The sequence below is a fragment of the Streptomyces yunnanensis genome (assembly GCF_029011865.1).
GTDB lineage: Bacteria > Actinomycetota > Actinomycetes > Streptomycetales > Streptomycetaceae > Streptomyces > Streptomyces yunnanensis.
Genome location: NZ_CP095749.1, coordinates 8,795,030 through 8,819,897, shown reverse-complemented (window position 1 = coordinate 8,819,897; position 24,868 = coordinate 8,795,030). Strand labels below are relative to the sequence as shown.

Below are 24,868 nucleotides of genomic sequence, written 5' to 3'. Positions count from 1 at the left end.
AACCGAACCACCGCGCCGCGCGAGGGCCAAAGCGGAAGAGCTAGCGTTCGCCGCCACGCAGCAGGGTGTAGCGATGCCCTTCGTCCGGGTCGCCAACGTAGTAGTAGAGGGTGGGGCGTTCCGACGTTCCGCCGATGCTCCAGGTGGTGCCACAGGCACCCGCAAGTTCCAGATCCTGGCTGCGCGTCCCGCTGCGCTCAAGACTCCACTTGCCCGTCCCCTCGCAATGGCCGTGGCCGGTGTCGCTCAGCCGGTGGGCGGTCGCCCCTCCGTCGGCGGTGAGTTCGAGCGTGCCGCCGCGTCCGTCCTGCCAGATGCCGACCACGTCGGCACGGCTCAGGTGGGGCGGCTCGTACAGCTTCACCAGGCCGGTCACATAAGCCAGCCCACCACACAGCGCCAGTCCCACAGCGCCGGCAGTTCCCGATGCGAACACCCGTAGGGCCAGCCTCAGGCCGCTCCCCGGCTCGGTGCGGGACGCCGCCAGCCAGGCAAGCAACGCGCTCGGGACACTGAACGCTGTCAGTGCCAGCCACCACCAGGCATGGACCGTCGGCGAACCCACCGCCCCCGAAGCCATCATGTACAGCACGCTGCCCACGAGCAGCAGCGCAGCCGACACCATCGAGGCCACAAGCAGCACGCCCCACGCTGCCCCCTTCTGCGTCCACCCCCAGCGCCCCTTCGCCCGGCGCGCCAACCAGACAGTGGGCAGCACCAGGACGAGCGTTGCGAGAAGGCCGAGGATCACGCTGCCGATGGCGAGCATCGGCAGGATGACGACAGTCGTGAAGACGAGACCGAGGCCGGTGAACTCGGACTCGGGGTCCTGCGACAGGCCGATGAGAATCAGGGCCACACCCCCGATGGCCATTTCCGCCACCAGGGCCGCCGTCGACACCAGGATGGTCCTGCCCGCCCAGATGTCCCGATGGCACGCCCCGTTGACGCCCTGCCTTAGTGGGCTCCGTGCCGTTGCCTGGCCAGTCATCTGCATCACCTCTCCCACCTGCGATGATGCACCTGCTGTTGGTAACGCCTCACACCAGGGTTGCTTATCGGTCATTCAGCCCGCAGCCGTAGTCGGTAGGAATTGTCCGAACACCTCCGCACAAACTGCCCCTTGGCCTGCTGGGGCGCAGGTCAAGGGGCAGGTTGCGGGACTACCTCCGCGGGGTGCGTCGTGGGTGCCGGGAGGGCGTGCCGGGCCCGTTCAGCGGTTGGGGTTGGAGTTGGGGGTGGGGAGGAATCCCGTGCCGGCGAAGTACGTCAGGTAGGCCCGTACGGTCTCGTCGGTGAAGGGCGGGAGGTGGACTCCCGATGCCGCCGCCGCTCGGTGGGTGAGGGAGGAGTCCAAGGTGCGGCGCCGGCGGCGGGGCCGGCCGTCGGCTTCGTCGGCGGTCTCCTGCCGGTCGGTACCGCCGAGGAAGAGCTGGGCGGCGTTGTCCGGCTGGTCGGCCACCAACTTGCGCCAGTGGTCGAGTGGCACCGGCTGCACCGTGTAGCCCAGGGCGGCCGCTGTCCGGAACACCTGCGAGAGCATGGGCGGTGCGGGGTGGGTGAGATGGAAGGTTGTCTGTTCCGGACCGGCCAGGGTCTGTGGCGGGGTCTGTGGCGCCTGCTGGTTGTTGGCCAGGGCCACGACTGCGGCGCTCACGTAGTCGACCGGTATCCAGTCGGTCGACTCGTCGGATCCTTCGGGTACCGCCTGTGCCTGGAGGCATCCCTTGATGTACTGCCACAGCAGGTCGCGGTCCTGGCAGGCGCCCGTGCGCGAGGCTCCCGAGATACGCGCGGGACGGTAGATGGTCACCGGGATTCCGCGGCTCTGTGCGATACGTACGATCCCCTCGGCGACCCACTTGCTCTGCGAATAGCCGTCGGCCAGTTCGTGCACGGGGCCGGTGGCGGAGGCTTCCGTGAGGGGGCCGGGGACGGACGTGTGCGGTGGGTACACGCCGGTGGTGGAGACGTAGTGCACGCCGGTCGACTCCGACGCGGCGGCGATGCGGAGGAGTTCCTCGGTGCCCGTGACGTTGGCAGCGCGGAGTTCGGCGTACGGGGCGGCGAAATTGACTGTGGCGCCGTTGTGGTACACAGCGCCGACCCGCTTGCGCAGTGCCTTGTGCTCCGCGTCGGACAGGCCCAGGCCCGGCGCGCCCAGGTCACCCGGCAGGGGCCGGATCAGGTCGCCGTAGTGCTCCTTCCACAACCCGTACCGCTCCAGGCCGGACCGCAGCCTGCGCGCTCCCTCGGCGGTGTCGCGAGCCCGCACCAGGCAGTCCACCGGGCCGCCCGTCGATTCCAGCAGATCGCGCAGGAGGAACGCTCCGAGGAAGCCCGAGGCGCCGGTCAGCAACGGGCGACGCGGGCCTGCGGGTTCGCCGGGCGCGGGCCCGAGCGCCGGGGCGATGTCGGGCGCCAGGTGCACGTCCTGGCGCGGATCGGGGCCGGGCGCGTGGCCGGAGCCGCCGGCCGGCTCGTCCAGGAGGCGCCGCACGCCGTCGGGGGTGGGTGCGGCGAAGAGGGCACGCATCGACGGCCGTACGCCGAACCTGTCCTCAATGCGCTGGGCCAGCCTGACCGCGAGCAGGGAGTGTCCGCCGGCCTCGAAGAAGTCGTCGTCGAGACCCACTTCAGGGACACCCAGGACATCGGCGAACACCTCGCACAGCAGCTTCTCCTGTTCGGTGCCCGGGGCGCGGCCGGCGCCTGTGCCCGTGGAGGGGCCGGGGGCGGGCAGTCCCCGGCGGTCGATCTTCCCGTTCGGGGTGAGGGGCAGGGCGTCCAGCGCGACGAACGCGGACGGCACCATGTACTCGGGAAGCTGCGCGACGAGTGCCTGGCGCATCCGGGCGGTCGCCTCCTCCCACTGCCCGTCGGTGGGAACGGCGTAGGCCACCAGCCGACGGTCGCCGGGCCGGTCCTCCCGGACGACGGCGCAGGCGGCGGTGATCCCGGGCACCGCGGCCAACACCGCCTCGATTTCCCCGAGTTCGATGCGGAAGCCCCGTAGCTTGACCTGGTCGTCGGCGCGGGAGACGTATTCGAGCTCGCCGCGGTCGTTCCAGCGGACGAGGTCGCCGGTACGGTACATGCGTCCGCCGGTGTGGCTGAACGGGTCGGCGACGAACCGGGCGGCGGTCAGGCCCGGACGGTTCAGGTAGCCGCGGGCCAGTCCGTCACCGGCCACGTACAGTTCTCCGATCACCCCCGGCGGCACCAACTCCATTGCCGGGTCGAGTACATACACCTGTGCGTTGCGCACCGGGATGCCGATCGGTACCCGGCGGGACGATGCCTCCGGGCCGGCCGGCTCCTGGAAGTCGCTCAGGGTCGCGCAGACCGTGGTCTCGGTCGGGCCGTAGGCGTTGACCAGCCGCCGGCCGCCGGCCCACCGGTCGACCAGCGCCGGTGGGCACGCCTCCCCGGCGAGCACCAGGGTGGTACCGCCGGGGATGCCCTCGTCCTGCGGCATGACCGCGAGGGCGGCCGGCGGGAGGGTCAGGTGGGTGATTCCGCGTTCCGCGAGCAGGCCGGCGAGCGGGGGCCCCGGCACCAGCTGTGCCGGGTCCGCGACCTCCAGGCAGGCACCGGTCAACAGTCCCATGCAGATGTCCCAGAACGCCGCGTCGAAGCTGACCGATGCCATCTGCAGGACCCGGCTGGAGGGGGTGAGGCCGAGCCTTTCCGCCTGTGTACGGACCATCGCGCCGACGCCCTGGTGAGTGACCACGACGCCCTTGGGCCGGCCGGTGGAGCCGGAGGTGTAGATGACATAGGCGGGGTGGGTGGGCAGGGGGCCGGTGCGCGGGTCGGCGGTGTGGCCGGTGGACCAGGCTGCGGTGTCGTCGAGGGCCAGGCAGCGGGCGGTGGTGGGCAGTCCGGCGCGCAGCGCGGCGGTGGTGATGAGGAAGGCCGGCGCGGCGTCGTCGAGCATGAAGGAGATGCGGGCGGGCGGGTATGCGGGGTCGACCGGCAGGTAGGCCGCTCCTGTTTTCAGTACCGCCAGTATCGCGACGATCATGTCGGCCGACCGGGGCAGGGCGAGGGCCACCAGGCCCTCGGGGCCGATGCCCTGTCCCGACAGGTGCCGGGCGAGGTCGTTGGCCCGGGCGTTGAGCTGCGCGTAGGTCAAGGCGCCCGTCGCGTCGCGTACGGCCCGGGCTTCGGGGGTACGCGTCACCCACTCCCCGAAGAGCTCCGGCACCGTCGGGGTCGGCAGGTATCCGACGGGGCCGCGTCCCCATTCCTCCAGCATCCGCGACCGCTCTTCGGCGGCGAGCAGGTCATAGCTGCGGACGGGCAGGTCGGCGTCGGCCACGACCGCGGACAGCAGGCAGCGGAGCCGGTCGGCGAGCCGGTGCACGGTCTCGGGCTCGAACAGTTCGGTGGAGTAGTCCACGTGGCCGTCGATGCCCGCGGCACCACCCGCCTCGTCCCGCCTCTCGGTGAAGCTGAAGCTCAGGTCGAACTTGCTGACGCCGGTGTGCGCCGGCTGACCGGTCACCGTGATCCCGGGCAGTTCGACGTCCGCTGCTGCCTGGTTCTGCAGCACCAGCATCACCTGGAAGAGCGGATGACGGTCCTGCGACCGCGCCGGGTTGAGTGCCTCCACCAACCGCTCGAACGGCACGTCCTGATGCGCGAACGCCGCCAGGTCGAACTCCCGTACCCGGTCGAGGAGTTCACGGAAGGTGGGATCTCCCGACAGGTCCGTGCGCAGTACGAGCGTGTTGACGAAGAACCCGACCAGATCGTCCAGCGCCTCATCGCTCCGGCCGGCCACCGCGGTGCCGAGCGGGACGTCGTCACCGGCACCGTGCCGGGACAACAGCATCGACACCGCCGCCTGCACCACCATGAACAGGGTGCATCCCGAGGACCGCGCCAACTCGACGAGCCCGCGGTGCGTGTCCTGGTCGATCACGAAGGTGAGCGCTTCGCCCTCGTGCTTGAGCAGTGCGGGCCGCGGCCGGTCCCAGGGCAGGACCAGCGCCTCCGGCGCACCCGCCAGGGCCTGGCGCCAGAAGGCCAGTTGGTGGGCCGCGAGGCTCTCGGCGTCGGACTCCTCACCCAGCATGCGCCGCTGCCAGAGCGTGTAGTCGGCGTACTGCACCGGCAGCGGCGACCAGTCGGGAGCCGTGCCGGCACTCCGGGCCCGATAGGCGGCGCCCAGGTCCCGGGCCAGCGGTGCCAACGACCAGCCGTCGCCGGCGATGTGATGCAGCGCCAGTACCACCACATGGCTCTCCGCGCCCAGCCGCAGCAGGCTCACCCGCAGCGGCAGCTGGGCCTCCACGTCGATCGGCTCGGTCGCCGCGGCGGAGATCCGGTCGGACAGGTCGGACTCCTCGACCTCGTCGACGGTCAGCGCGAGCTGCGCCTGAGCCGGGCCGAGGACCACCTGCTCGGGCACGCCGTCGTGCTGGGGGAAGACGGTGCGCAGGGTCTCGTGGCGCTCGATGACGTCGCCCAGGGCGGCACCCAGGGCGCCCACGTCCAGCGGCCCGTCGAGCCGCAGCACCAGCGGGATGTTGTAGGTGGCGCCGGGTCCGTCCAGCCTGCCCAGGAACCACAGGCGCTGCTGTGCGAAGGACAGCGGAAGTCGCGCCGGGCGCTGCGCGGGCACGATGGCCTCCCGCGCCGTGCCCGCGCCGTCGAGGGCCGCGGCCAGTCGGGCGACGGTGGGGTGCTCGAAGAGCGTGCGCACTTCGAGTTCCACGCCGAGTGCGGTGCGGATGCGGCTGACCAGGCGGGTGGCCAGCAGGGAGTGCCCGCCGAGCGAGAAGAAGCTCTCGTCGACGGGGACGCGGCCGATGCCGAGCACGTCGGCGAACAGGTCGGCGAGCAGTTCCTCCCGCACGGTGCGCGGGCCGCGTCCGCCGGTGTCCGCGGTGTGTCGGGGCGCCGGCAGTGCCCGCCGGTCGAGCTTTCCGTTCGGGGTCAGCGGCAGTGCGTCCAGCACGACGAACACCGAGGGGACCAGGTACCCGGGCAGCGTCCGGCCCAGCTGCTCCGCCAGTGCCTCCGCCGTTGTCGTGGCGCCGTCCGCCGCCACGACATAGGCCACCAGCCGCCGGTCGCCGGGGGCGTCCTCGCGGACGACGACGCAGGCGGCCGTCACCGTCGGCAGGGCGGTGAGCGCGGTTTCTATCTCGCCGGGTTCGATGCGGTGGCCGCGGAGTTTGACCTGGTCGTCGGCGCGGGAGAGGTAGACCAGCCGGCCGTCCGCGTCCCACCGGACGAGGTCGCCGGTACGGTACATCCGACCGCCCGACGGATCGAACGGATCGGCCACGAAACGCGTGGCCGTCAGGGCCGGGTGGCCCACGTACCCGCGGGCCACTCCCGGACCGGCGAGGTACAGCTCGCCCACCACGCCCGCGGGCACCGGTCGCAGCCGGGCGTCGAGGACGTGGCAGCGCATACCGTCCAGCGGCTTGCCGATGGGCGGAACCCGGTGCTCCGCGATCGGCTGCGACGGCACCTCGTAGCGCGTCGCGAACGTCGTGGCCTCCGTCGGCCCGTAGGCGTTGACGAACGACGTCCGGGGGCAGGCGGTCGCGGCGCGTTGCAGGACGCCCGCTGCCGCCGCCTCGCCGCCGGTCGCCACCAGTCGCACCGTCTCGAAGAGGTGCGGATCGGTGTCGGCGACGATGTTGAACAGGGAGGTGGTCAGGAAGAGAGCGGTGATCCGCTCGGCCGCCAGTGCGCGGCCGAGGCGATGCGGTTCGAGTGGCCCGTCGGGCGCGACGACGACCGTGCCGCCGTTGAGCAGCGGGACCCAGATCTCGCAGGTCGAGGCGTCGAAGACGTAGGCGGAGTGCATCAGGACCGCGTCGGCGGCGCCGCGCCACATGGCGTCGGCGGTGAGCGCCGCCACGTCGCCGTGCGTGACACCGATGGCTTTGGGGTCGCCGGTGGAGCCGGAGGTGAACATCACGTACGCCAGCCGCGTGCCGCCGGGGAGGCGGGGAAGCGTGCCCGGCGCGACGGGTGCGCCGTCCACGACCCGCCCGTCGGTGTCCACCACCACGACCGGGAGGGAGCCGCGAGCCTCCGTCACCCAGGGGTGGCCGGCGAGGTCCGCCGCGACGACGAGTGCGCGCAGGCCGGCCGCGGCGGATATCCGGCGCAGCCTCCCGACCGGCCAGCGGGCGTCCAGCGGTACGTACGCGCCGCCGGCCCGGACTGCGGCCAGCGAGGCCGTCACCACTGCGGCCGAGCGGCCGACCAGCACACCGACACCGTCCTCGGCGGCTACGCCCAGGCCCGTCAGGCACCGCGCCAGGGAACCGGAGAGTCCGTCCAACTCCGCGTAGGACAGGGCGCTTTCGCCCCGCCTGACCGCCACCGCGTCCGGGGCCGACGCCACCCGGGAGGCGAACAGTTCCGGCAGGCCGGCATGGAGCACACCGGCCGGTAAGCGGGCGCCCCTCCCCTGGTCGAGCAGCCGCGCATGCTCACCGTCGAGCAGCACCGAGAGGCCGGCGACACGCTGCTCCAGGTCATCGGCGCAGGCTTCCAGCAGCCGCCGCAGCCGCTCGGCCATCAGTCGTACAGTGCCGGAGTCGAAGGCGTCCGTGCGATGGCCGAAGGTGATCCGCAGATCATCGCCCGGTGCGATGGTGAGGGTGAGCGGATAGTGCGCCGCGTCGGTGCCGCGGAAGCCGGTGACCCGAAGGCCGGGGAGGCCCTCCTGGGCCTGCCGCAGCGCCTCCGCGTCCATCGGGTAGTTCTCGAACACGGCGAGCGTGTCGAAGAGGTCGTCCAGGCCGGTCAGGGCGCGGATCTCGGTCAGCCCGAGGTGCTGGCAGCCCAGGAGCCGGCCCTGCTCGTCCTGCATCCGGTCCAGCAGCGCGGCCAGGGTGTCGTCGGGGCGTATGCCGACGCGGACCGGAATCGTGTTGATGAACAGTCCGACCATGGTGTCGACGCCGGGGATCTCCGGCGGCCGTCCCGAGACGGTGGTGCCGAACAACACGTCGTCCTGCCCGGTGAGTTGGTGCAGCAGTACGCCCCAGGCGCCCTGCACCACCGTGTTGAGCGTCAGGCGGTGCCGGCGGGCCGTATCCCGCAGACGGGCGGTGGTGGCCGCGCCCAGATTCAGCACCACCTGCTCGGGCAGCTCGCCCGACGACACGGAGGCCGACTTCTCCCCGGCCAGCAGCGTCGGCTGCGCCACGCCGGCGAGCGCCGTGCGCCAGGCGCCGGCCGCAGCCGTACGGTCCTGGGCGGCCAGCCAGGCGAGGTAGTCCCGGTAGGGCGCGACGCGCGGCATCGCGCTGCCGTCCCCGCCGCGCGCATAGAGCTCGAACAGCTCCCGCACCAGCAGCGGCATCGACCAGCCGTCGAGGAGGAGGTGATGGTTGGTCATGACCAGGTGGTAGCGGTGGTGCGCCATCCGGATCAGGGTGAACCGCATCAGGGGCGGTTCGGAGAGGTCGAAGCGCCGCGTGCGGTCGTCGGCCAGGAATGCGGCGAGCCGCTCGGCGCGCTCGGCGTCGTCACCCGTGCCGAAGTCGAGCTCCTCGAAGAGCGGCGGGACTTCCACGGCGACGGCCTGGACCGGCTCGTCGAGGTCCTCGTGGAGGAACCCCACGCGAAGGTTCGCGTGCCTGCGCAGCAGTCCCTTGACGGCCGCGTACAGCACCGCCGCGTCGACCGGTCCCTCGATGTCGAAGACGAACTGCGCGGTGTAGACGTCCACCGCCTCGGAGTCGTACACGGCATGGAACAGCATGCCTGCCTGCAGCGGTGTCAACGGCAGGACGTCCTGCAGTTGGAACCCGGTCACTTGCGTCCACCCCACTTGTTCTGCAGCTTGTTCTGCAGTCGATCGATCTGAGCCTGGTTGAGCGAGACCAACGGAAGGTCGGAAGGCGTGTAGCCGCCGGCGTCGGGTGCCTGGGCGTGTTCGGCGACGGCACGCAGCGCCCGCAGCCAGCCTTCGGCGAGTTCCTCGACGTCCTCCTCCTTGAGCAGATCCGTCGGCCAGGTCCAGCCGGCGACGAGCTGCGGCCCCTCCGGCAGGTCCTTGGTGTAGGCGTTGATGTCCAGCACGTGATGCACCGGCATGTCCGGGTCCTGACTGCGTGGCCCGCCCCCGTCGAAGAGCAGCTGCCAGTCACCGGCGTCGCCGGCTGCCGATGAACCGGCATAGCGGCCCAGGTAGTTGAAGCCGATCTGCGGCGTCACGGCGTCCCCGAGCGCGTCGCGGGTGCGGGGGTTGAGGTGACGCAGCAGGCCGTAGCCGATGCCGTGGTCCGGTACGGCCCGCAGCTGTTCCTTGATCCGCTTCAGCGCGCGGTCGACGAGCGGGGCGTCGAACGCCCGCGCCTCGTACCGGCTCACCGGACCCGGATCGAGCCGCACCGGGTACATGCTGGTGAACCAGCCGACGGTCCGGGACAGGTCGATGTTCTCCGCGATCTGCTCGCGGCCGTGCCCCTCCAGGTCGAGCAGGACGGCCGACCCGCCCACGCCCCCGCGTTCGGCACGCCATCCAGTGACCGCCAGCGCCAGGCCCGTCAGCAGCACATCGTTGACCCCCGCGTGGAACGCGGTCGGCACGGTGGTCAGCAGCGGCTGTGTCCACTGTGCGGGCAGGGTGACCGTCAGCGTCCGCACGCCGTCGGCGGTGTCCCGGTCCGGGTCGAGCGGCCGGTATCCCCACTGCGGGTCCTCGGTGCGCAGGATCTCCTGCCAGAGCGGCAGTTCCGCGGCGCGCTCGGCGCTCCGCGCATCGGCCACCAGCAGCTCCGCCCATCTGCGGTAGGAGGTGCGCACCGGCGGCAGCGGCGAGGTGTCGCCCGCCGCGCCGGCGACGACCGCCTGCCAGGCGGCGGCCAGGTCGGCGGTGAGGGTGCGCCACGAGACCGCGTCCACCGCGAGGTGATGGACGACGAGCAGCAGCCGACCGGGCCGGTCGGGCCCCGCGTCGTACCAGACGGCCTCCAGCACGTCGCCCTTGCCGGGCCGCAGCCGCAGGCGGGCGGCCTCGGCCGCCTCGGCTACCACCGCATCGGTCCGTGCGCCGTCGAGCCCGGCGATGTCGACCCGGGTCAGCCGCGCGCGGGCGCTCACCGCGCCCTGCGGCAGGACTTCGAGCCCGGGCCGCCCGCCGGGCGTTGCACTCACCCGGAGCCGCAGCATGTCGTGGTGGTCCAGGAGCAGTTGGAGCGCCGCGGCGATGTCCTTCTCCGTTGCCCCGGCCGGTGATCTCAGCACGCTCGACTGGTTGTAGCCGTCGAGGGTGCCGGGCCGGTCGAGGAACCACGCGGCGATGGGCGTGAGCGGCACCTCTCCGATGCCCGGGGTGGCCGCGGTCTCCGCCTCCGCGCCCAGCGGCACGGCGACCGACGCGATCGCCTCCACGGTGCGGTGGACGAAGACGTCGCGCGGCGTGATGACCAGTCCCGCGTTACGGGCCCTGCTGACGACCTGGATCGACAGGATGCTGTCGCCGCCGAGGGCGAAGAAGTCGTCGTCGACGCCGACCTCCGGGAGGCCGAGCGTCTCGGCGACCACCCCGCACAGGAGCCGTTCCTCGTCGGTACGCGGAGCCAGTCCGCCGCCCCGGTGCGTGTCCGGTTCGGGGGCGGGCAGGGCGCGCCGGTCGACCTTGCCGTTGGGCAGCAGCGGCAACGCGTCGAGGACGACGAACGCGGCCGGAACCATGTAGTCGGGCAGGGTCGCCGCAAGGCTACGGCGCAGCTCGGCGGCGTCCACCCGCTGCCCGGCATCGACCACCAGATACCCGACCAGGCGCTTGTCGCCCGGTCGGTCCTCGCGGATCAGCACACGGGCCGCAGCCACAGCCGGCAGCGCCGTCAGCGCACTCTCCACCTCGCCCAACTCAATGCGATAGCCCCGCAACTTGACCTGGTCATCACTCCGCCCCAGATACTCGATCCGCCCCAGCGCATCCCACCGCACCACATCACCCGTGCGATACATCCGCCCACCCGACGAATCAAACGGATCAGCCACGAAACGCGACGCCGTCAAACCCGGACGACCCACATACCCCCGCGCCAACAACCCACCCGCCAGATACAACTCCCCCGGCACACCAGGCGGCACCACACGCAACGACCCATCCAACACATACGCCCGCGCATTCCAGATCGGCCGCCCAATAGGCACCGGACCCGAACCACCCGAAACCACCGCATGCACCGTCGCATCGATCGTCGCCTCCGTCGGCCCATAGAGATTGTGAACCTCCACCGACCACGCCTTGGCAACCCGAACCGCCAACTCCCCCACCAACGGCTCACCACCACACAACACAGCCCGCAAACACCCCGGAACCGGCCCCCCACTCCCCAACACCAACGACAGATGCGACGGCACGAACTGCGCCACCGTCACACCGAAGTCCCGTATGCGGTAAAGCAGTTGATCCGGATCACGATTGGTCTCGGGTGAGACCAGACAGGTGGAGGCGCCGTGGAGCAACGGCAGCCAGATCTCCCACACGGAGGCGTCGAAGCTCGGCGACGTCCGCGCCAACACCCGGTCCTCGACCGTCAACCCAAGATGGTCGGCCAACCACGCCATATGAGACGTCACCGAGGCATGGGTGACCACCACCCCCTTCGGACGCCCCGTAGAACCCGACGTGTAAATCACATACGCCGGACCCGCAACCGACACCGCACCACGCGGACCGGAGGCGTGGCCGAAAGACCAGGACGCGGAATCGTCCATGACGACGAACGGCAGGTCACTGGCGGGAAGTTGCTCCCGCACCACACGGTCCGTGATCAGCAGCTTGGGACGGGCATCCTCCAGCAGATACGCGATACGAGCGGCCGGATAAGCCGGGTCCACAGGCAGATAGGCGGCCCCCGCCTTCAACACCGCCAACATCGCCACAACCATCCCCGCAGTACCCGGCAGCGCCAACGCCACCAGATCCTCCGGACCGACCCCACACCCCGACAAATGATGCGCCAGGTCGTTGGACTCCAACTCCAGCTGGGCATACGTCAGGGTGCGCCGACCATCGCGGACCGCCACCGCATCCGGCGTGCGTGTCACCTGACCGCTGAAGAGCTCCGGCACGGTCAGCCGCGACACCGGCCGAGACCGGCCGTGGCCTGCGGCGATCACCCGCGCCCGCTCCTCGTCGGTGAACAGTTCGACGTCGTGCACGCGCAGGTCGGGGTCGGCGACCACGGCTGCCAGCAGCCGGGACAGGCGTTCGGCCAGGGCCCGGACGGTGCCGGGCTCGAACAGCTCGGTGGAGTACTCCAGGTGGCCGTCGATGCCCGCGCCACCACCCGCTTCATCCCGCTTTTCAGTCAGCGAGAAGGTCAGGTCGAACTTGCTGATACCCGTGTGCACCGGCTGACCGGTCACCGTGATCCCGGGCAGTTCGACGTCCGCCGCTGCCTGGTTCTGCAGCACCAGCATCACCTGGAAGAGCGGATGACGATCCTGCGACCGCGCCGGGTTGAGTGCCTCCACCAACCGCTCGAACGGCACGTCCTGATGCGCGAACGCCGCGAGGTCGAACTCCCTTACCCGGACGAGCAGTTCACGGAATCCTGGATCGCCGGACAGGTCCGTGCGCAGTACGAGCGTGTTGACGAAGAACCCGACCAGCTCGTCCAGTGCCTCATCGGTCCGGCCGGCCACCGCGGTACCGAGCGGGACGTCGTCTCCGGCACCGTGCCGGGAGAGCAGGACCGACACCGCCGCCTGCAACACCATGAACAGGGTGCATCCCGACGACCGCGCCAACTCGACGAGCCCGCGGTGCGTGTCCTGGTCGATCACGAAGGTGAGGGCTTCGCCCTCGTGCTTCAGCACCGCGGGCCTCGGCCGGTCCCAGGGGAGCTCGACCAACTCGGGTATGCCCGCGAGCCGTTGCCGCCAGAAGTCCAGTTGGCGTGCCGACAGGCTCTCGGCGTCGGACTCCTCACCCAGCATGCGTCGCTGCCACAGGGTGTAGTCGGCGTACTGCACCGGCAACGGCGACCAGTCAGGAGCGCTGCCGGCGATACGCGCCCGATAGGCGGCGCCCAGATCCCGGGCCAGTGGCGCCACCGACCAACCATCCGCGGCAATGTGATGGACCACCAGCACCAGTACATGCGCCTCGGCGCCCAACCGCAGCAGCCGCACCTGCACGGGAACGTCCGCTGCCAGGTCGAACGCGCAGCTGACGGTGTCCGTGAGCGCCCGGTCGAGCTCGGCGGGCGACACGTCCCGGGGTCGCGGTGCGAGGTCGACTGCGGACGCGTCCAGCACCAGCTGACGGGCGACGCCGTCGGTCACCGGGTAGACGGTGCGCAGGGTCTCGTGGCGTTCGACGAGGTCGCCCAGTGCGGCACCCAGCGCCTCGACGTCCAGCGGGCCGTCGAGCCGCAGCACCATCGGGATGTTGTAGGTGGCGCCGGGCCCTTCGAGCCTGCTCAGGAACCACAGGCGCTGCTGCGCGAAGGAGAGCGGCATGCCTTCGGGCCGCTGTTCGGGCAGTACCGACGGCCTTGCCGCGTCGGCGGCGTCGAGGACCGCGGCGAGTCCGGCGACTGTCGGGTGCTCGAAGAGCGCACGGACTTCGATCTCGACGCCCAGGACCGAGCGCACCCGGCTCACCAGTCGCGTCGCCAGCAGCGAATGCCCACCGGCCTCGAAGAAGTTGTCCGCCACGCCGACCCGGTCGAGGCCCAGCACCGCGGCGAACAGGCCGCACAGGATCTCCTCGCGGGCCGTCCGCGGACCTCGGCCTTCACCGCCGCCGGACGCCTCGGGCGCCGGAAGCGCACGGTGGTCGACCTTCCCGTTCGGCGTCAGCGGCAGTGCGTCCAGCACGACGAACGCGGAGGGAACCATGTACGCCGGGAGTGCCTGTCCCACGCCTGTCGCCAGCTCCGCGGGGTTCAGCGCCGCACCGGCGGAGGGCACCGCATACCCGACCAGTCGCCGGTCGCCCGGCAGGTCCTCCCGGACCCGCACGTACGCGGTGGCGACGCCCGGCAGACCGGCCAGAACGCCCTCCACCTCGCCGGGTTCGATGCGGTAGCCGCGGAGTTTGACCTGGTCGTCGGCGCGGGAGAGGTAGACCAGCCGGCCGTCCGCGTCCCACCGGACGAGGTCGCCGGTGCGGTACATCCGACCGCCCGACGGATCGAACGGATCGGCCACGAAACGCGTGGCCGTCAGGGCCGGGCGGCCCAGATAGCCGCGGGCCACCCCCGGTCCGGCGAGGTACAGCTCGCCGGTCACGCCTGGCGCCACCCTTGCCAGGCCCGCGTCCAGCACGTAGGCGCGCATGCCGTCGAGGGCCCGTCCGATGGGAGGGGGTCCCAGCGGTGTTTCGGGGGTGACGTGGTGGCGGGTGGCGAAGGTGGTGGTCTCCGTCGGACCGTAGACGTGGTGGACCCGCGTGCCGGGCAGTTGCCCGGCGACCTGCTGCATCGCTGCGGGCGAGGCCGCCTCGCCGCCCGCGCAGACCATCCGGACACCGGCCAGCGCCTGCGGGTCCACCTCCGCCACGACATTGAACAGGGCGGTGGTCAGGAACAGGGCGGTGACGTTCTCGGTGGTGACGATGTCGCGTAGGACGTGCGGTTCGAGAGCACCCTCCGGGGCGACGACCACCCGTCCGCCGTTGAGGAGGGGCACCCAGATCTCGAAGGTCGAGGCGTCGAAGACATACGCGGAGTGCAGGAGCACCGCGTCCGCGACACCACCGGCCCAGGCACTGTCGGCGGCCAACGCCGCCACATCCGCATGCGAGACCCCGACGCCCTTGGGCACACCGGTGGAACCGGACGTGAACATCACATACGCCAGCTGATCACCGGCCCGCACGCCAGGCAGCGCACCGACGCGCCCAGGCGCACCGTCGACCACCCGACCCACGGCATCGACCACCACGACCGGCACGCGCCGCCGCATCTCGTCGACCCACCCGTGACCGGCGAGCTCCTCACCGACCACCAGCACCCGGATGCCACTGACGCCCGCGACCTGACGCAGCCGCTCCACGGGCCAGCGGATGTCCAGCGGCACATACGCGCCACCCGCCCGCACCGCGGCCAACGACGCCGTCACCACAGCGACGGAACGCCCCAGCAGCACCCCCACCCCGTCCTCAGCCGCTACACCACACCCCACCAAACGCGACGCCAGGACACCCGAAAGCTCCGCCAACTCCCCATAGGACAGCCTCACTTCGCCACCCGCTACCGCTACCGCGCACGGGTCCGCAGCCGCCCGCGCCGCGAACAGGTCGGGCAGGCTCGCCGTCGTTGTACCGGCCGGAAGGCGCACGCCCTCGCCCCAGCCGGCGACCTCGGCGCGTTCACCCTCGGACAGCAGGTCGTAGCTGTGCAGGGGCCGATCCGGGTCGGCGGCGACGGCCTCCAGCAACCGGACCAGGCGACCGGTCAGAGCCTCGATGGTGGCGGCGTCGAAGAGCGCCGTCGCGTACTCGACGCCGGCCGTCAGCCCGCCCTGCGCGCCGTCCTCACCGAAGGCGAAGGTCAGGTCGAACTTGCTCACCCCGTTGTGCACCAGTCGGCTGCCGACCGTCAGTCCCGGCAACTCGGTGTCCGCGGTGTCCTGGTTCTGCAGCACCAGCATCGTCTGGAACAGCGGGTGGTGGTTGCGCGCCCGGGCCGGGTTGAGGCTCTCCACCAGCCACTCGAAGGGCACCTCCTGATGGGCGTAGGCCGAAAGGTCGAACTCCCGCACCCTGTCGAGGAGTTCGCGGAACGTCGGGTCGCCCGACACGTCCGTGCGCAGGACGAGGGTGTTGACGAAGAAGCCGATCAGGTCGTCCAGTGCCTCGTCCGTACGGCCTGCCACCGGGGTGCCGAGGGGAATGTCGTCGCCGGCGCCGTGCCGGGAGAGCACCGTGGCCACGGCGGCCTGCAGCACCATGAACAGCGTGCTGCCGGAGGACCTGGCCAGGTCGAGCAACCGGCCGTGCAGGGCGGCGTCCAACGTGCGGACGCACACTGCGCCGGCAGGGTCCGTGACGGCCGGGCGGGGCCGGTCGAGGGGAAGTTCCAACAGCTCCGGGAGATCGCTCAACGTGTCCCGCCAGAAGGCGAGTTGCTGCGACGCCACGCTGTCGGGATCGCTCTCCGTGCCGAGGATCTCCCGCTGCCAGAGGGTGTAATCGGCATACTGCACCGCCGGCGCCGGCCAGTCGGGCGCCCTGCCGGCGATCCGCGCACGATAGGCGCCGCCCAGGTCGCGGGCCAGCGGTGCCAGGGACCAGCCGTCACCGGCTATGTGATGCAGCACCAGCACCAGCACATGGCGTTCGGCGCCGGTCCTGAACAGCCAGCAACGCAGCGGCAGATCGGTCGCCACGTCGAACGGACTCGTCACCGCGGCGCTCACGGCGGCGTCGAGCGCGTCGGGGTCGATCTCGCGCACCGACAGGTCCAGGTCCACGGCCGAGGGATCCAGTACGCATTGACGCGGTACGCCACCCTGCTCGGGGAAGACCGTGCGCAGCACCTCATGCCGCTCGACCACGTCACCGAGCGCGCAGCTCAGGGCGTGGGCATCGAGCGTCCCGGCGAGTTCCAGCACGAGCGGGATGTTGTAGGTGGCACCGGGCCCGTCGAGCCTGCCCAGGAACCACAGCCGTTGCTGGGCGAAGGACAGCGGCACGGTCGTGGGCCGCTCGGCCCGCACCACCGGAGTCCTGGCCCGCCCCACTCCGTCCAGCGCGGCGGCGAGACCGGCGGGCGTGGGGTGCTGGAAGAGCGTGCGGACGGCGAGCTCGACTCCGAGTACGGAACGCACCCGGCTGACGAGTCGGGTGGCGAGCAGCGAATGCCCGCCCAGTTCGAAGAAGCCGTCATGGACGCCGACCTGCGTCCGGCCCAGCACGTCGGCGAAGAGACCGCACAGGATCTCTTCCTGGACCGTGTGCGGTGCGCGCCCCTCGCTGTCGCCCGCCGACGCCTCGGGCGCGGGCAGAGCACGGCGGTCGACCTTGCCGTTGGGCAGCAGCGGCAACGCGTCGAGGACGACGAACGCGGCCGGAACCATGTAGTCGGGCAGCGTGCCGGCCAGTTCGGTGCGCAGTGCTGCCTGGTGCACGGCGCTGCCCTGCGCGGGAACGACGTAGGCCACCAGGCGCTTGTCGCCCGGTCGGTCCTCGCGGATCAGCACACGGGCCGCAGCCACAGCCGGCAGCGCCGTCAGCGCACTCTCCACCTCGCCCAACTCAATGCGATAGCCCCGCAACTTGACCTGGTCATCACTCCGCCCCAGATACTCGATCCGCCCCAGCGCATCCCACCGCACCACATCACCCGTGCGATACATCCGCCCACCCGACGAATCAAACGGATCAGCCACGAAACGCGACGCCGTCAAACCCGGACGACCCACATACCCCCGCGCCAACAACCCACCCGCCAGATACAACTCCCCCGGCACACCAGGCGGCACCACACGCAACGACCCATCCAACACATACGCCCGCGCATTCCAGACCGGCCGCCCAATAGGCACCGGACCCGAACCACCCGAAACCACCGCATGCACCGTCGCATCGATCGTCGCCTCCGTCGGCCCATAGAGATTGTGAACCTCCACCGACCACGCCTTGGCAACCCGAACCGCCAACTCCCCCACCAACGGCTCACCACCACACAACACAGCCCGCAAACACCCCGGAACCGGCCCCCCACTCCCCAACACCAACGACAGATGCGACGGCACGAACTGCGCCACCGTCACACCGAAGTCGCGTATCCAACCCACGAGAGCATCGGGATCCTTGTTGGCGTCGGCCGGCATCAGGCACACCGACGCGCCGTGGAGCAACGGCAGCCAGATCTCCCACACGGAGGCGTCGAAGCTCGGCGACGTCCGCGCCAACACCCGGTCCTCGACCCTCAACCCAAGATGGTCGGCCAACCACGCCATATGAGACGCCACCGAGGCATGAGTGACCACCACCCCCTTCGGACGACCCGTAGAACCCGACGTGTAAATCACATACGCCGGACCCGCAACCGACACCGCACCACCCGGACCGGAGGCATGACCGAAAGACCAGGACGCGGAATCGTCCATGACCACGAACGGCAGGTCACTGGCGGGAAGTTGCTCCCGCACCACACTGTCCGTGATCAGCAGCTTGGGACGGGCATCCTCCAGCAGAAACGCGATACGAGCGGCCGGATAAGCCGGGTCCACAGGCAGATAGGCGGCCCCCGCCTTCAACACCGCCAACATCGCCACAACCATCCCCGCAGTACCCGGCAGCGCCAACGCCACCAGATCCTCCGGACCGACCCCACACCCCGACAAATGATGCGCCAGGTCGTTGGACTCCAACTCCAGCTGGGCATACGTCAGGGTGCGCCGACCATCGCGGACCGCCACCGCATCCGGCGTGCGTGTCGCCTGTGCCTCGAACTGCTGCGACATCGTCGTTGCCGACACCCGACGGACGTCGCCCCGCCCCTGCGCGAGCACGACGGCGCGTTCGGACGCGTCCAACAGCTCGATGTCGTGGATCGGTTGATCCGGATCGGCGATCAGTGCCGTCAGCAGCCGCGACAGCCGGTCGGACAGCGCCCGTGCGGTGTCGGGCTCGAACAGCTCGGTGGAGTACTCCAGGTACCCCTCCACCCCCGTAGGTCGGCCCCCCTCATCGTGGGTCTCGGTGAGCGAGAAGGTCAGGTCGAACTTGCTGATACCGGTGTGCACCGGCCGATCGGTGACCGTGATCCCGGGCAGGTCCAGATCGGCCGCGGCCTGGTTCTGCAGGACCAGCATGACCTGGAAGAGCGGATGATGGCTCTGCGAGCGTGCCGGATTCAACGCCTCCACGACGCGGTCGAACGGCACGTCCCCATGGGCGTATGCGGCGAGGTCGAACTCCCTGACACGGCTGAGCAGTTCGCGGAAGGTGGGGTCTCCGGAAAGATCCGTCCGCAGCACGAGCGTGTTGACGAAGAACCCGACCAGATCGTCCAGGGCCTCGTCGCTCCGGCCGGCCACCGCCGTGCCGAGTGGGACATCGTCACCGGCACCGTGCCGGGACAACAACACCGACACCGCCGCCTGCACCACCATGAACAGTGTGCATCCGCACGACCGCGCCAACTCGACGAGCTCGCGATGCGCGTCCGCCGTGACGAGGAAGGGAACGGCGTCACCGCGGTGCTGCGACACAGCGGGCCGGGGCCGGTCCAGTGGCAGTGCCAGCGTTTCGGGCGCACCGGCCAGTGCCCGACGCCAGAACTCCAACTGGCCTGCCGTCAGGCTCTCGGCGTCGGACTCCTCGCCCAGCATGCGTCGCTGCCACAGGGTGTAGTCGGCGTACTGCACCGGCAGCGGCGACCAGTCAGGCGCCCTGCCCTCGGCACGCGCGCGATAGGCGGCGCCCAGATCCCGGGCCAGCGGAGCCAACGACCAACCGTCGGCGGCGATGTGATGGACCACCAGCACCAGTACATGCGCCTCGGCACCCAAGCGCAGCAACCGCACCCGTACCGCGGGGTCTCCCGACACGTCGAAGGCTTCGGTCGCCGCGGACAGGATCGCTCCGTCGGCCCACTGCTCGATCGCGGCCGGACCTCCGCCGCCCGGCGCCTCCTCGAAGCGCAGCGGCACCAGGCCGGCCGCTTCCGCCGCGTCGTACACATGTTGGCGCGGTGTTCCGCCTTCCTCGACGAAGACGGTGCGCAGGGTCTCGTGGCGTTGGACGACGTCGGCGAGCCCGGCGCGCAGCGCATCGAGGTCCAGCGGGCCGTCGAGCCGGAGCACCAGCGGGATGTTGTAGGTGGCGCCGGGCCCCTCAAGCCTGCCCAGGAACCACAGGCGCTGTTGCGCGAAGGACAGCGGGAGATCTCGCGGACGCTCCTCGCGGACGAGGGCGGCCCGCGCCCGGTCGGCCGTGTCCAGTGCGGTGGCGAGTTCGCTGACGGTCGGGTGCTGGAAGAGCGTGCGCACGTCCAGTTCGGCGTCGAGTGCCGAGCGCGCGCGGCTGACCAGGCGCGTGGCAAGAAGCGAATGCCCCCCGAGGGCGAAGAAGTCGTCGTGCACGCCGATCCCGTCGGTGCCGAGGACGTCGGCGAACAGGGCCAGCAGGAGTTCCTCGCGGACGGTACGCGGGCCGCGCCCGGCAGCGCGTTCCGGCACCCGGGGCGCGGGCAGGGCGCGGCGGTCCACCTTCCCGTTCGGCGTCAGCGGCAGCGTCGCGAGAGACACGAAGACCGAGGGGACCATGTAGGAAGGAAGGACGCGGGCCACCGCCGCGGACAGTTCGCCCTCGTCCACGGGGGAGCCGTCCGCCGCAACCACATAGCCCACCAGTTGCCGGTCGCCGGGCAGGTCCTCGCGTACGACGACGCAGGCGGCGACCACCGAGGGCAGTCCGGCCAGGACGCTTTCGATCTCGCCGGGTTCGATGCGGTGGCCGCGGAGTTTGACCTGGTCGTCGGTCCGGGAGAGGTAGACGAGCCGGCCGTCCGCGTCCCATCGGACGAGGTCGCCGGTGCGGTACATCCGACCGCCCGACGGGTCGAAGGGGTCGGCGACGAAGCGTGCGGCGGTCAGCCCCGGACGACCTGGGTAGCCGCGGGCGACGCCTGGGCCCGCCAGGTACAGCTCGCCTGCGACTCCGGGCGGTACCAGTCCCAGTGCGGAGTCGAGGACGTAGGCCCGCATGCCGTCGAGGGGGCGGCCGATGGGCGGCGGGCCGGTGGGGGTTTCGGCGACGACGTGATGGCGGGTGGCGAAGGTGGTCGTCTCCGTCGGCCCGTAGACGTGGTGTATGCGGGTGCCCGGCAGTTCGCGGGCGAGGTGCTGCATGGCGCGGGGCGCGGCGCGTTCGCCGCCTGTGCAGACCGCGCGGACCCCGGCGAGGGCCTGTGGGTCGACTTCGGCGATGACGTTGAACAGGGCGGTGGTCAGGAACAGGGCGGTGACCTGCTCCGTGGTGACGATGTCGCGCAGGACGTGGGGCTCCAGGGCGCCCTCCGGGGCGACGACCACACGCCCACCGTTGAGCAGGGGCACCCAGATCTCGAAGGTCGAGGCGTCGAAGACATACACGGAGTGCAGGAGCACCGCGTCCGCGACACCACCGGCCCAGGCACTGTCTGCGGCCAGCGCCGCCACATCCGCATGCGAGACCCCGACGCCCTTGGGCACACCGGTGGAACCGGACGTGAACATCACATACGCCAGCTGGTCACCGGCCCGCACGCCAGGCAGCGCAGCGACGGGCCCAGGCGCACCGTCGACCACCCGACCCACGGCATCGACCACCACGACCGGCAGAGAGGCGCGCGCTTCCGCAACCCAGGCGTGGCCGGCCAGCTCCTCGCCGACGATCAGCACGCGCAGACCGGCTCCGTGGGCGGTCTGTCGCAACCGCTCGGACGGCCAGCGGATGTCCAGCGGCACATACGCGCCACCCGCCCGCACCGCGGCCAACGACGCCGTCACCACAGCGACGGAACGCCCCAGCAGCACCCCCACCCCGTCCTCAGCCGCTACACCACACCCCACCAAACGCGACGCCAGGACACCCGAAAGCTCCGCCAACTCCCCATAGGACAGCCTCACTTCGCCACCCGCTACCGCCACCGCGCACGGGTCCGCAGCCACCCGCGCCGCGAACAGCTCGGGCAGTGATGCCCGCCGGGCCGGCTCGTTGTCCGGTCGTTCGAGGGGGTTGCCGCGCCCTGTCGCGAGGATCTGACCGGCAGTCTGCTCGTCGAGCATCGCGAGGCGGGAGAGCGGAGACGTCGCGTCCGCCCGGGAGAGTTCGGCGACCAGCGCGGTGATGCCCTGCTGGTGCGGCCGGACGTCCTCGGGGTGGTACAGGTCCGGGTTCACATCGAAACCGATCAGCGGCCCCTTTCCCTCCGCGCGCTCGGACACGAAGAGGGAGAGATCGTCGACCGGGCCGGTGGACAACAGCCTTGAGGCGCCGGCGCTTCCGGCGAAGTCGAGGTCGTACTCGTAGGGCATGACGTTCACCACCACATCGCACAGCCGCGCCGCGTCGCCCGTGATCCTGAGGTCGCGGGCGAGCTGTTCCCTGGAGTAGCGGCGGTGACGCAGCGCCAGTCGCATCTCGGCGGCGACGGCCCGCACCAGTGCTTCGACGGTCATGCCCGGGGTGATCTGCACGCGCAACGGGAGGATGTTCGCGGTCATGGCCGGGACCGCGCGCAGACGGCCGGGGCGGCCGTTCGAGGCGAGCCCGATCGTCACGTCGCCGGTGCCGGTGACGCGGCTGAGGTACGCGGCGACCGCGGTCACGAAGACGGCGGACCATGTGGTTCTGGTCGTGGCGGCCAGCGCGCGCAGTCCGTCCATCACCTGCGGGTCGAGAGTCTCCCCCTGGTGCAGGTGGTTACCGCGCCCAGAATGCTGTGCGCCACCGTTTCCCGGTCGCGAAGGAACGCGCTGCGGCAGGGAGGCGTCTTCGCCCGCGCTGTGCGCGGTGGCGAGAAGCGCGTTTCCGGTGTCGCGGCCGGAGCGGGAGAAATCAGCGAATTTCTCGGTCCAATACGCCCGGTCACGTTCGAAATCAGGAGACTGTCGATACGCCGTCTCGTCGTCGACGAGAGCACTGAGCGGAGCGAATAATTCCGGTCCCGCTTCGCCGCGCACGGCGGCGGTATACGTCTCGGCCACTTTGCGCGCGAGAACGGAAGCGCCGAGGCCGTCCATCACAATGTGGTGATAGCGGATGTACCAATAGTGGCGGTCGGGGCCCAGTGTGAGCAGAACGAAGACATGGTGCGGCGCGGCCGACGTGTCTGCGGTGCCTGTGGCGGCCATGTCCGCGGCCATGAAGCGCTCCGCGGCCGCGGCCGGGTCCGCCTCGGCGGAGAGGTCGACGGCGTACGGACGTCCCGGCGATGTGCGCACCACGCGCTGGTGGATACCGTCGCCCTGCTCCACGAACTCGGTATTGAGGCTGTCGCAGTCACTGCTGACTTTTTCGAGCGACGCTATGAAAAGAGCCTCGTCCAGGGGGCCTTGGATTTCTATGCATTCACCGATGTTGTACTTCGGGCTCTGCGGATCCAACTGCTGTCCGTACCACACTCCCTGCTGAGACATTGTCAGCGGGAGGAGGCGAGCGTGGTTTTTCTGCATAATGCTTCCGCCCTTTCAGGGGGTGTGCTTCGGTCACCCCATCAGGGCACGGGAAGGCATCCCGGATCCCCCGGAGTCAGGCGACGCTATGAATGGTGGGACAACGGCCCGAAGAATTACCGTTGATTGCCGCGCCCGCAATCCCCGGAGATCCCTTCCGAGCATGGCGAACAGGCGTTACCGGCGAGAGCCGAAACCGAAGAATTGTTGTTCATGCGCAGCACCGCCCGGAACGGGCGATGGCGGACAGGACGGCCGGCGACCACGCGACACCACCGGCAGGCGCGCCCTCAACGGGGCGCGCCTCAGCCGTACTTGCCCAGGTCACGGCCGTGGGCTAGGAGCCCTGAGCCTCCATGGCGGCGACCAGACTGGCCGGTCGCATGTCCGTCCAGGTGGACTCGACGAACTCCAGGCACTCCTGGCGCGACCCCTCCGGCCGCGCAACCTGCCATCCACCCGGCACCTCTGTGGTGGCGGGCCAGAGCGAGTACTGACGCTCCTCATTGACCAGAACGATGAATCGGGCAAACTCATCGTCAAAAACATTGGCCATAGCTTCCCCCTGCTCCTTCCCTCCTGCTGACCGACAAACCGGGGGATGATCGGGATCGGACCGCATCCCGCCCCCGCCTACGCGCTACGGCATTGACCGATATTCCGTACGGAAATCGGGCGAGCGTCAGTACGGTACACCACAAAACCTTCACACCCGACCAGTTCATCGAACGGTCTGTCTAGGCGATCACACGCCACCGCGGCACCACTGCCCCGCCTCCCCGTAAGCAACCCGTCGCTCGCCCTTTCCACCCAGGGTCACCGACCTGCCGATTTACGAGAAAGAAACACCAAGGCGCGGCCCGTGACACACGCACGGCGACCCGCAGTGGTCGAAATTCGGCCACAACCTGGCCCATTCCATACAGGCCGACAACGCACCCCGGGCTCGCCCGACATGCATCACGACCCAGGGCACATTGAAGCTCCGCCGCGCCCCTATCCCGCAAAACAAGCCTCGATGCGCCGCCAATGCGCCCTTGCGTAAGCAACGGCTAGAACGCCAGTTCGGCGCGATCCTTGCGTCAGGGCCGCGGCTCTTCGCCCTGCCGAGCTCGACCCTGGACATCCTCGACGAGCTGACTGCCTGGCAGTCGACGGCCCTGACGAGCGTCGCCGACGGCGGTTACGGCAGCAGTGTCTGTTTGCGGCAGGAGTTGGGTGCGCAGGGGCCGCCTGACACGGTGGTCGCAGGTTCGAACGGCCGTCGGATTCCTCGGCTCCCACTCGATCTCGGATCTCCAACTTCCCCTCATCACAATGATGTTGGGTCACTGGAACAACATCTGCACCACCTGCACCATCTACACCGCTCACACCAGGAACCTCATCCGAGCCAGAACGTGACGAAGCGCCGCCGAGCGCTGCCCAGTTGGCAGTTCTGGAGCGCCTCGGAATTGCCGGTGCCGACGAGCCCGGAGAAGTCCCGTCATCGCAGGTCAGAGGGCATGCCTTCGCCGCCAACACACCGCAGGCAGTGATCATTTGGTGGATCGGCTTCAAAGTTTGGGCACAAGTTGCACACATCCCCCTCTCCAGGCGGGCTTCGATGGTCTACATTGACCCTGCTTCACATGACACGAAGCGACAAATCATGATCTTTAGCTCCTGCGTTACCGCAAGTCAGCAGTCATGTCCCCGGCGCCTTGACGTGGGGGCGATCAATTCTTGGAGCCCGAGAGGGGCC

The 24,868-nt window shown here is 70.3% G+C and carries 4 protein-coding genes; all 4 read right to left on the bottom strand.

The window, feature by feature from the left end; all coding sequences use genetic code 11:
* Nucleotides 1-40: 40 nt before the first annotated feature.
* Nucleotides 41-991: a hypothetical protein gene (locus MOV08_RS38475; RefSeq protein ID WP_275310762.1), complete on the bottom strand. Its 951-nt coding sequence runs from the start codon at nucleotides 989-991 to the stop codon at nucleotides 41-43.
* A 222-nt stretch (nucleotides 992-1,213) separates the two neighbouring features.
* Entirely contained in the window at nucleotides 1,214-8,800 is a 7,587-nt protein-coding gene (locus MOV08_RS38470) for a non-ribosomal peptide synthetase (protein ID WP_275310760.1), read from the bottom strand.
* Nucleotides 8,797-23,088 carry a non-ribosomal peptide synthetase gene (locus MOV08_RS38465; RefSeq protein WP_275310758.1) on the bottom strand — a complete coding sequence of 4,764 codons (14,292 nt, stop codon included), beginning with the start codon at nucleotides 23,086-23,088 and terminating at the stop codon, nucleotides 8,797-8,799. The genes MOV08_RS38470 and MOV08_RS38465 overlap by 4 nt, the downstream gene beginning before the upstream one ends.
* A 373-nt stretch (nucleotides 23,089-23,461) precedes the next feature.
* Nucleotides 23,462-23,680, bottom strand: a complete 219-nt coding sequence (locus tag MOV08_RS38460; RefSeq protein ID WP_039638827.1) for an MbtH family protein — start codon at nucleotides 23,678-23,680, stop codon at nucleotides 23,462-23,464.
* Nucleotides 23,681-24,868 lie beyond the last annotated feature (1,188 nt).

Coding starts and splice junctions, on each gene's coding strand:
- MOV08_RS38475 (WP_275310762.1), bottom strand. CDS start 991: ATGACTGGCCAGGCAACGGCACGGAGCCCACTAAGGCAGGGCGTCAAC.
- MOV08_RS38465 (WP_275310758.1), bottom strand. CDS start 23,088: ATGTCTCAGCAGGGAGTGTGGTACGGACAGCAGTTGGATCCGCAGAGC.
- MOV08_RS38460 (WP_039638827.1), bottom strand. CDS start 23,680: ATGGCCAATGTTTTTGACGATGAGTTTGCCCGATTCATCGTTCTGGTC.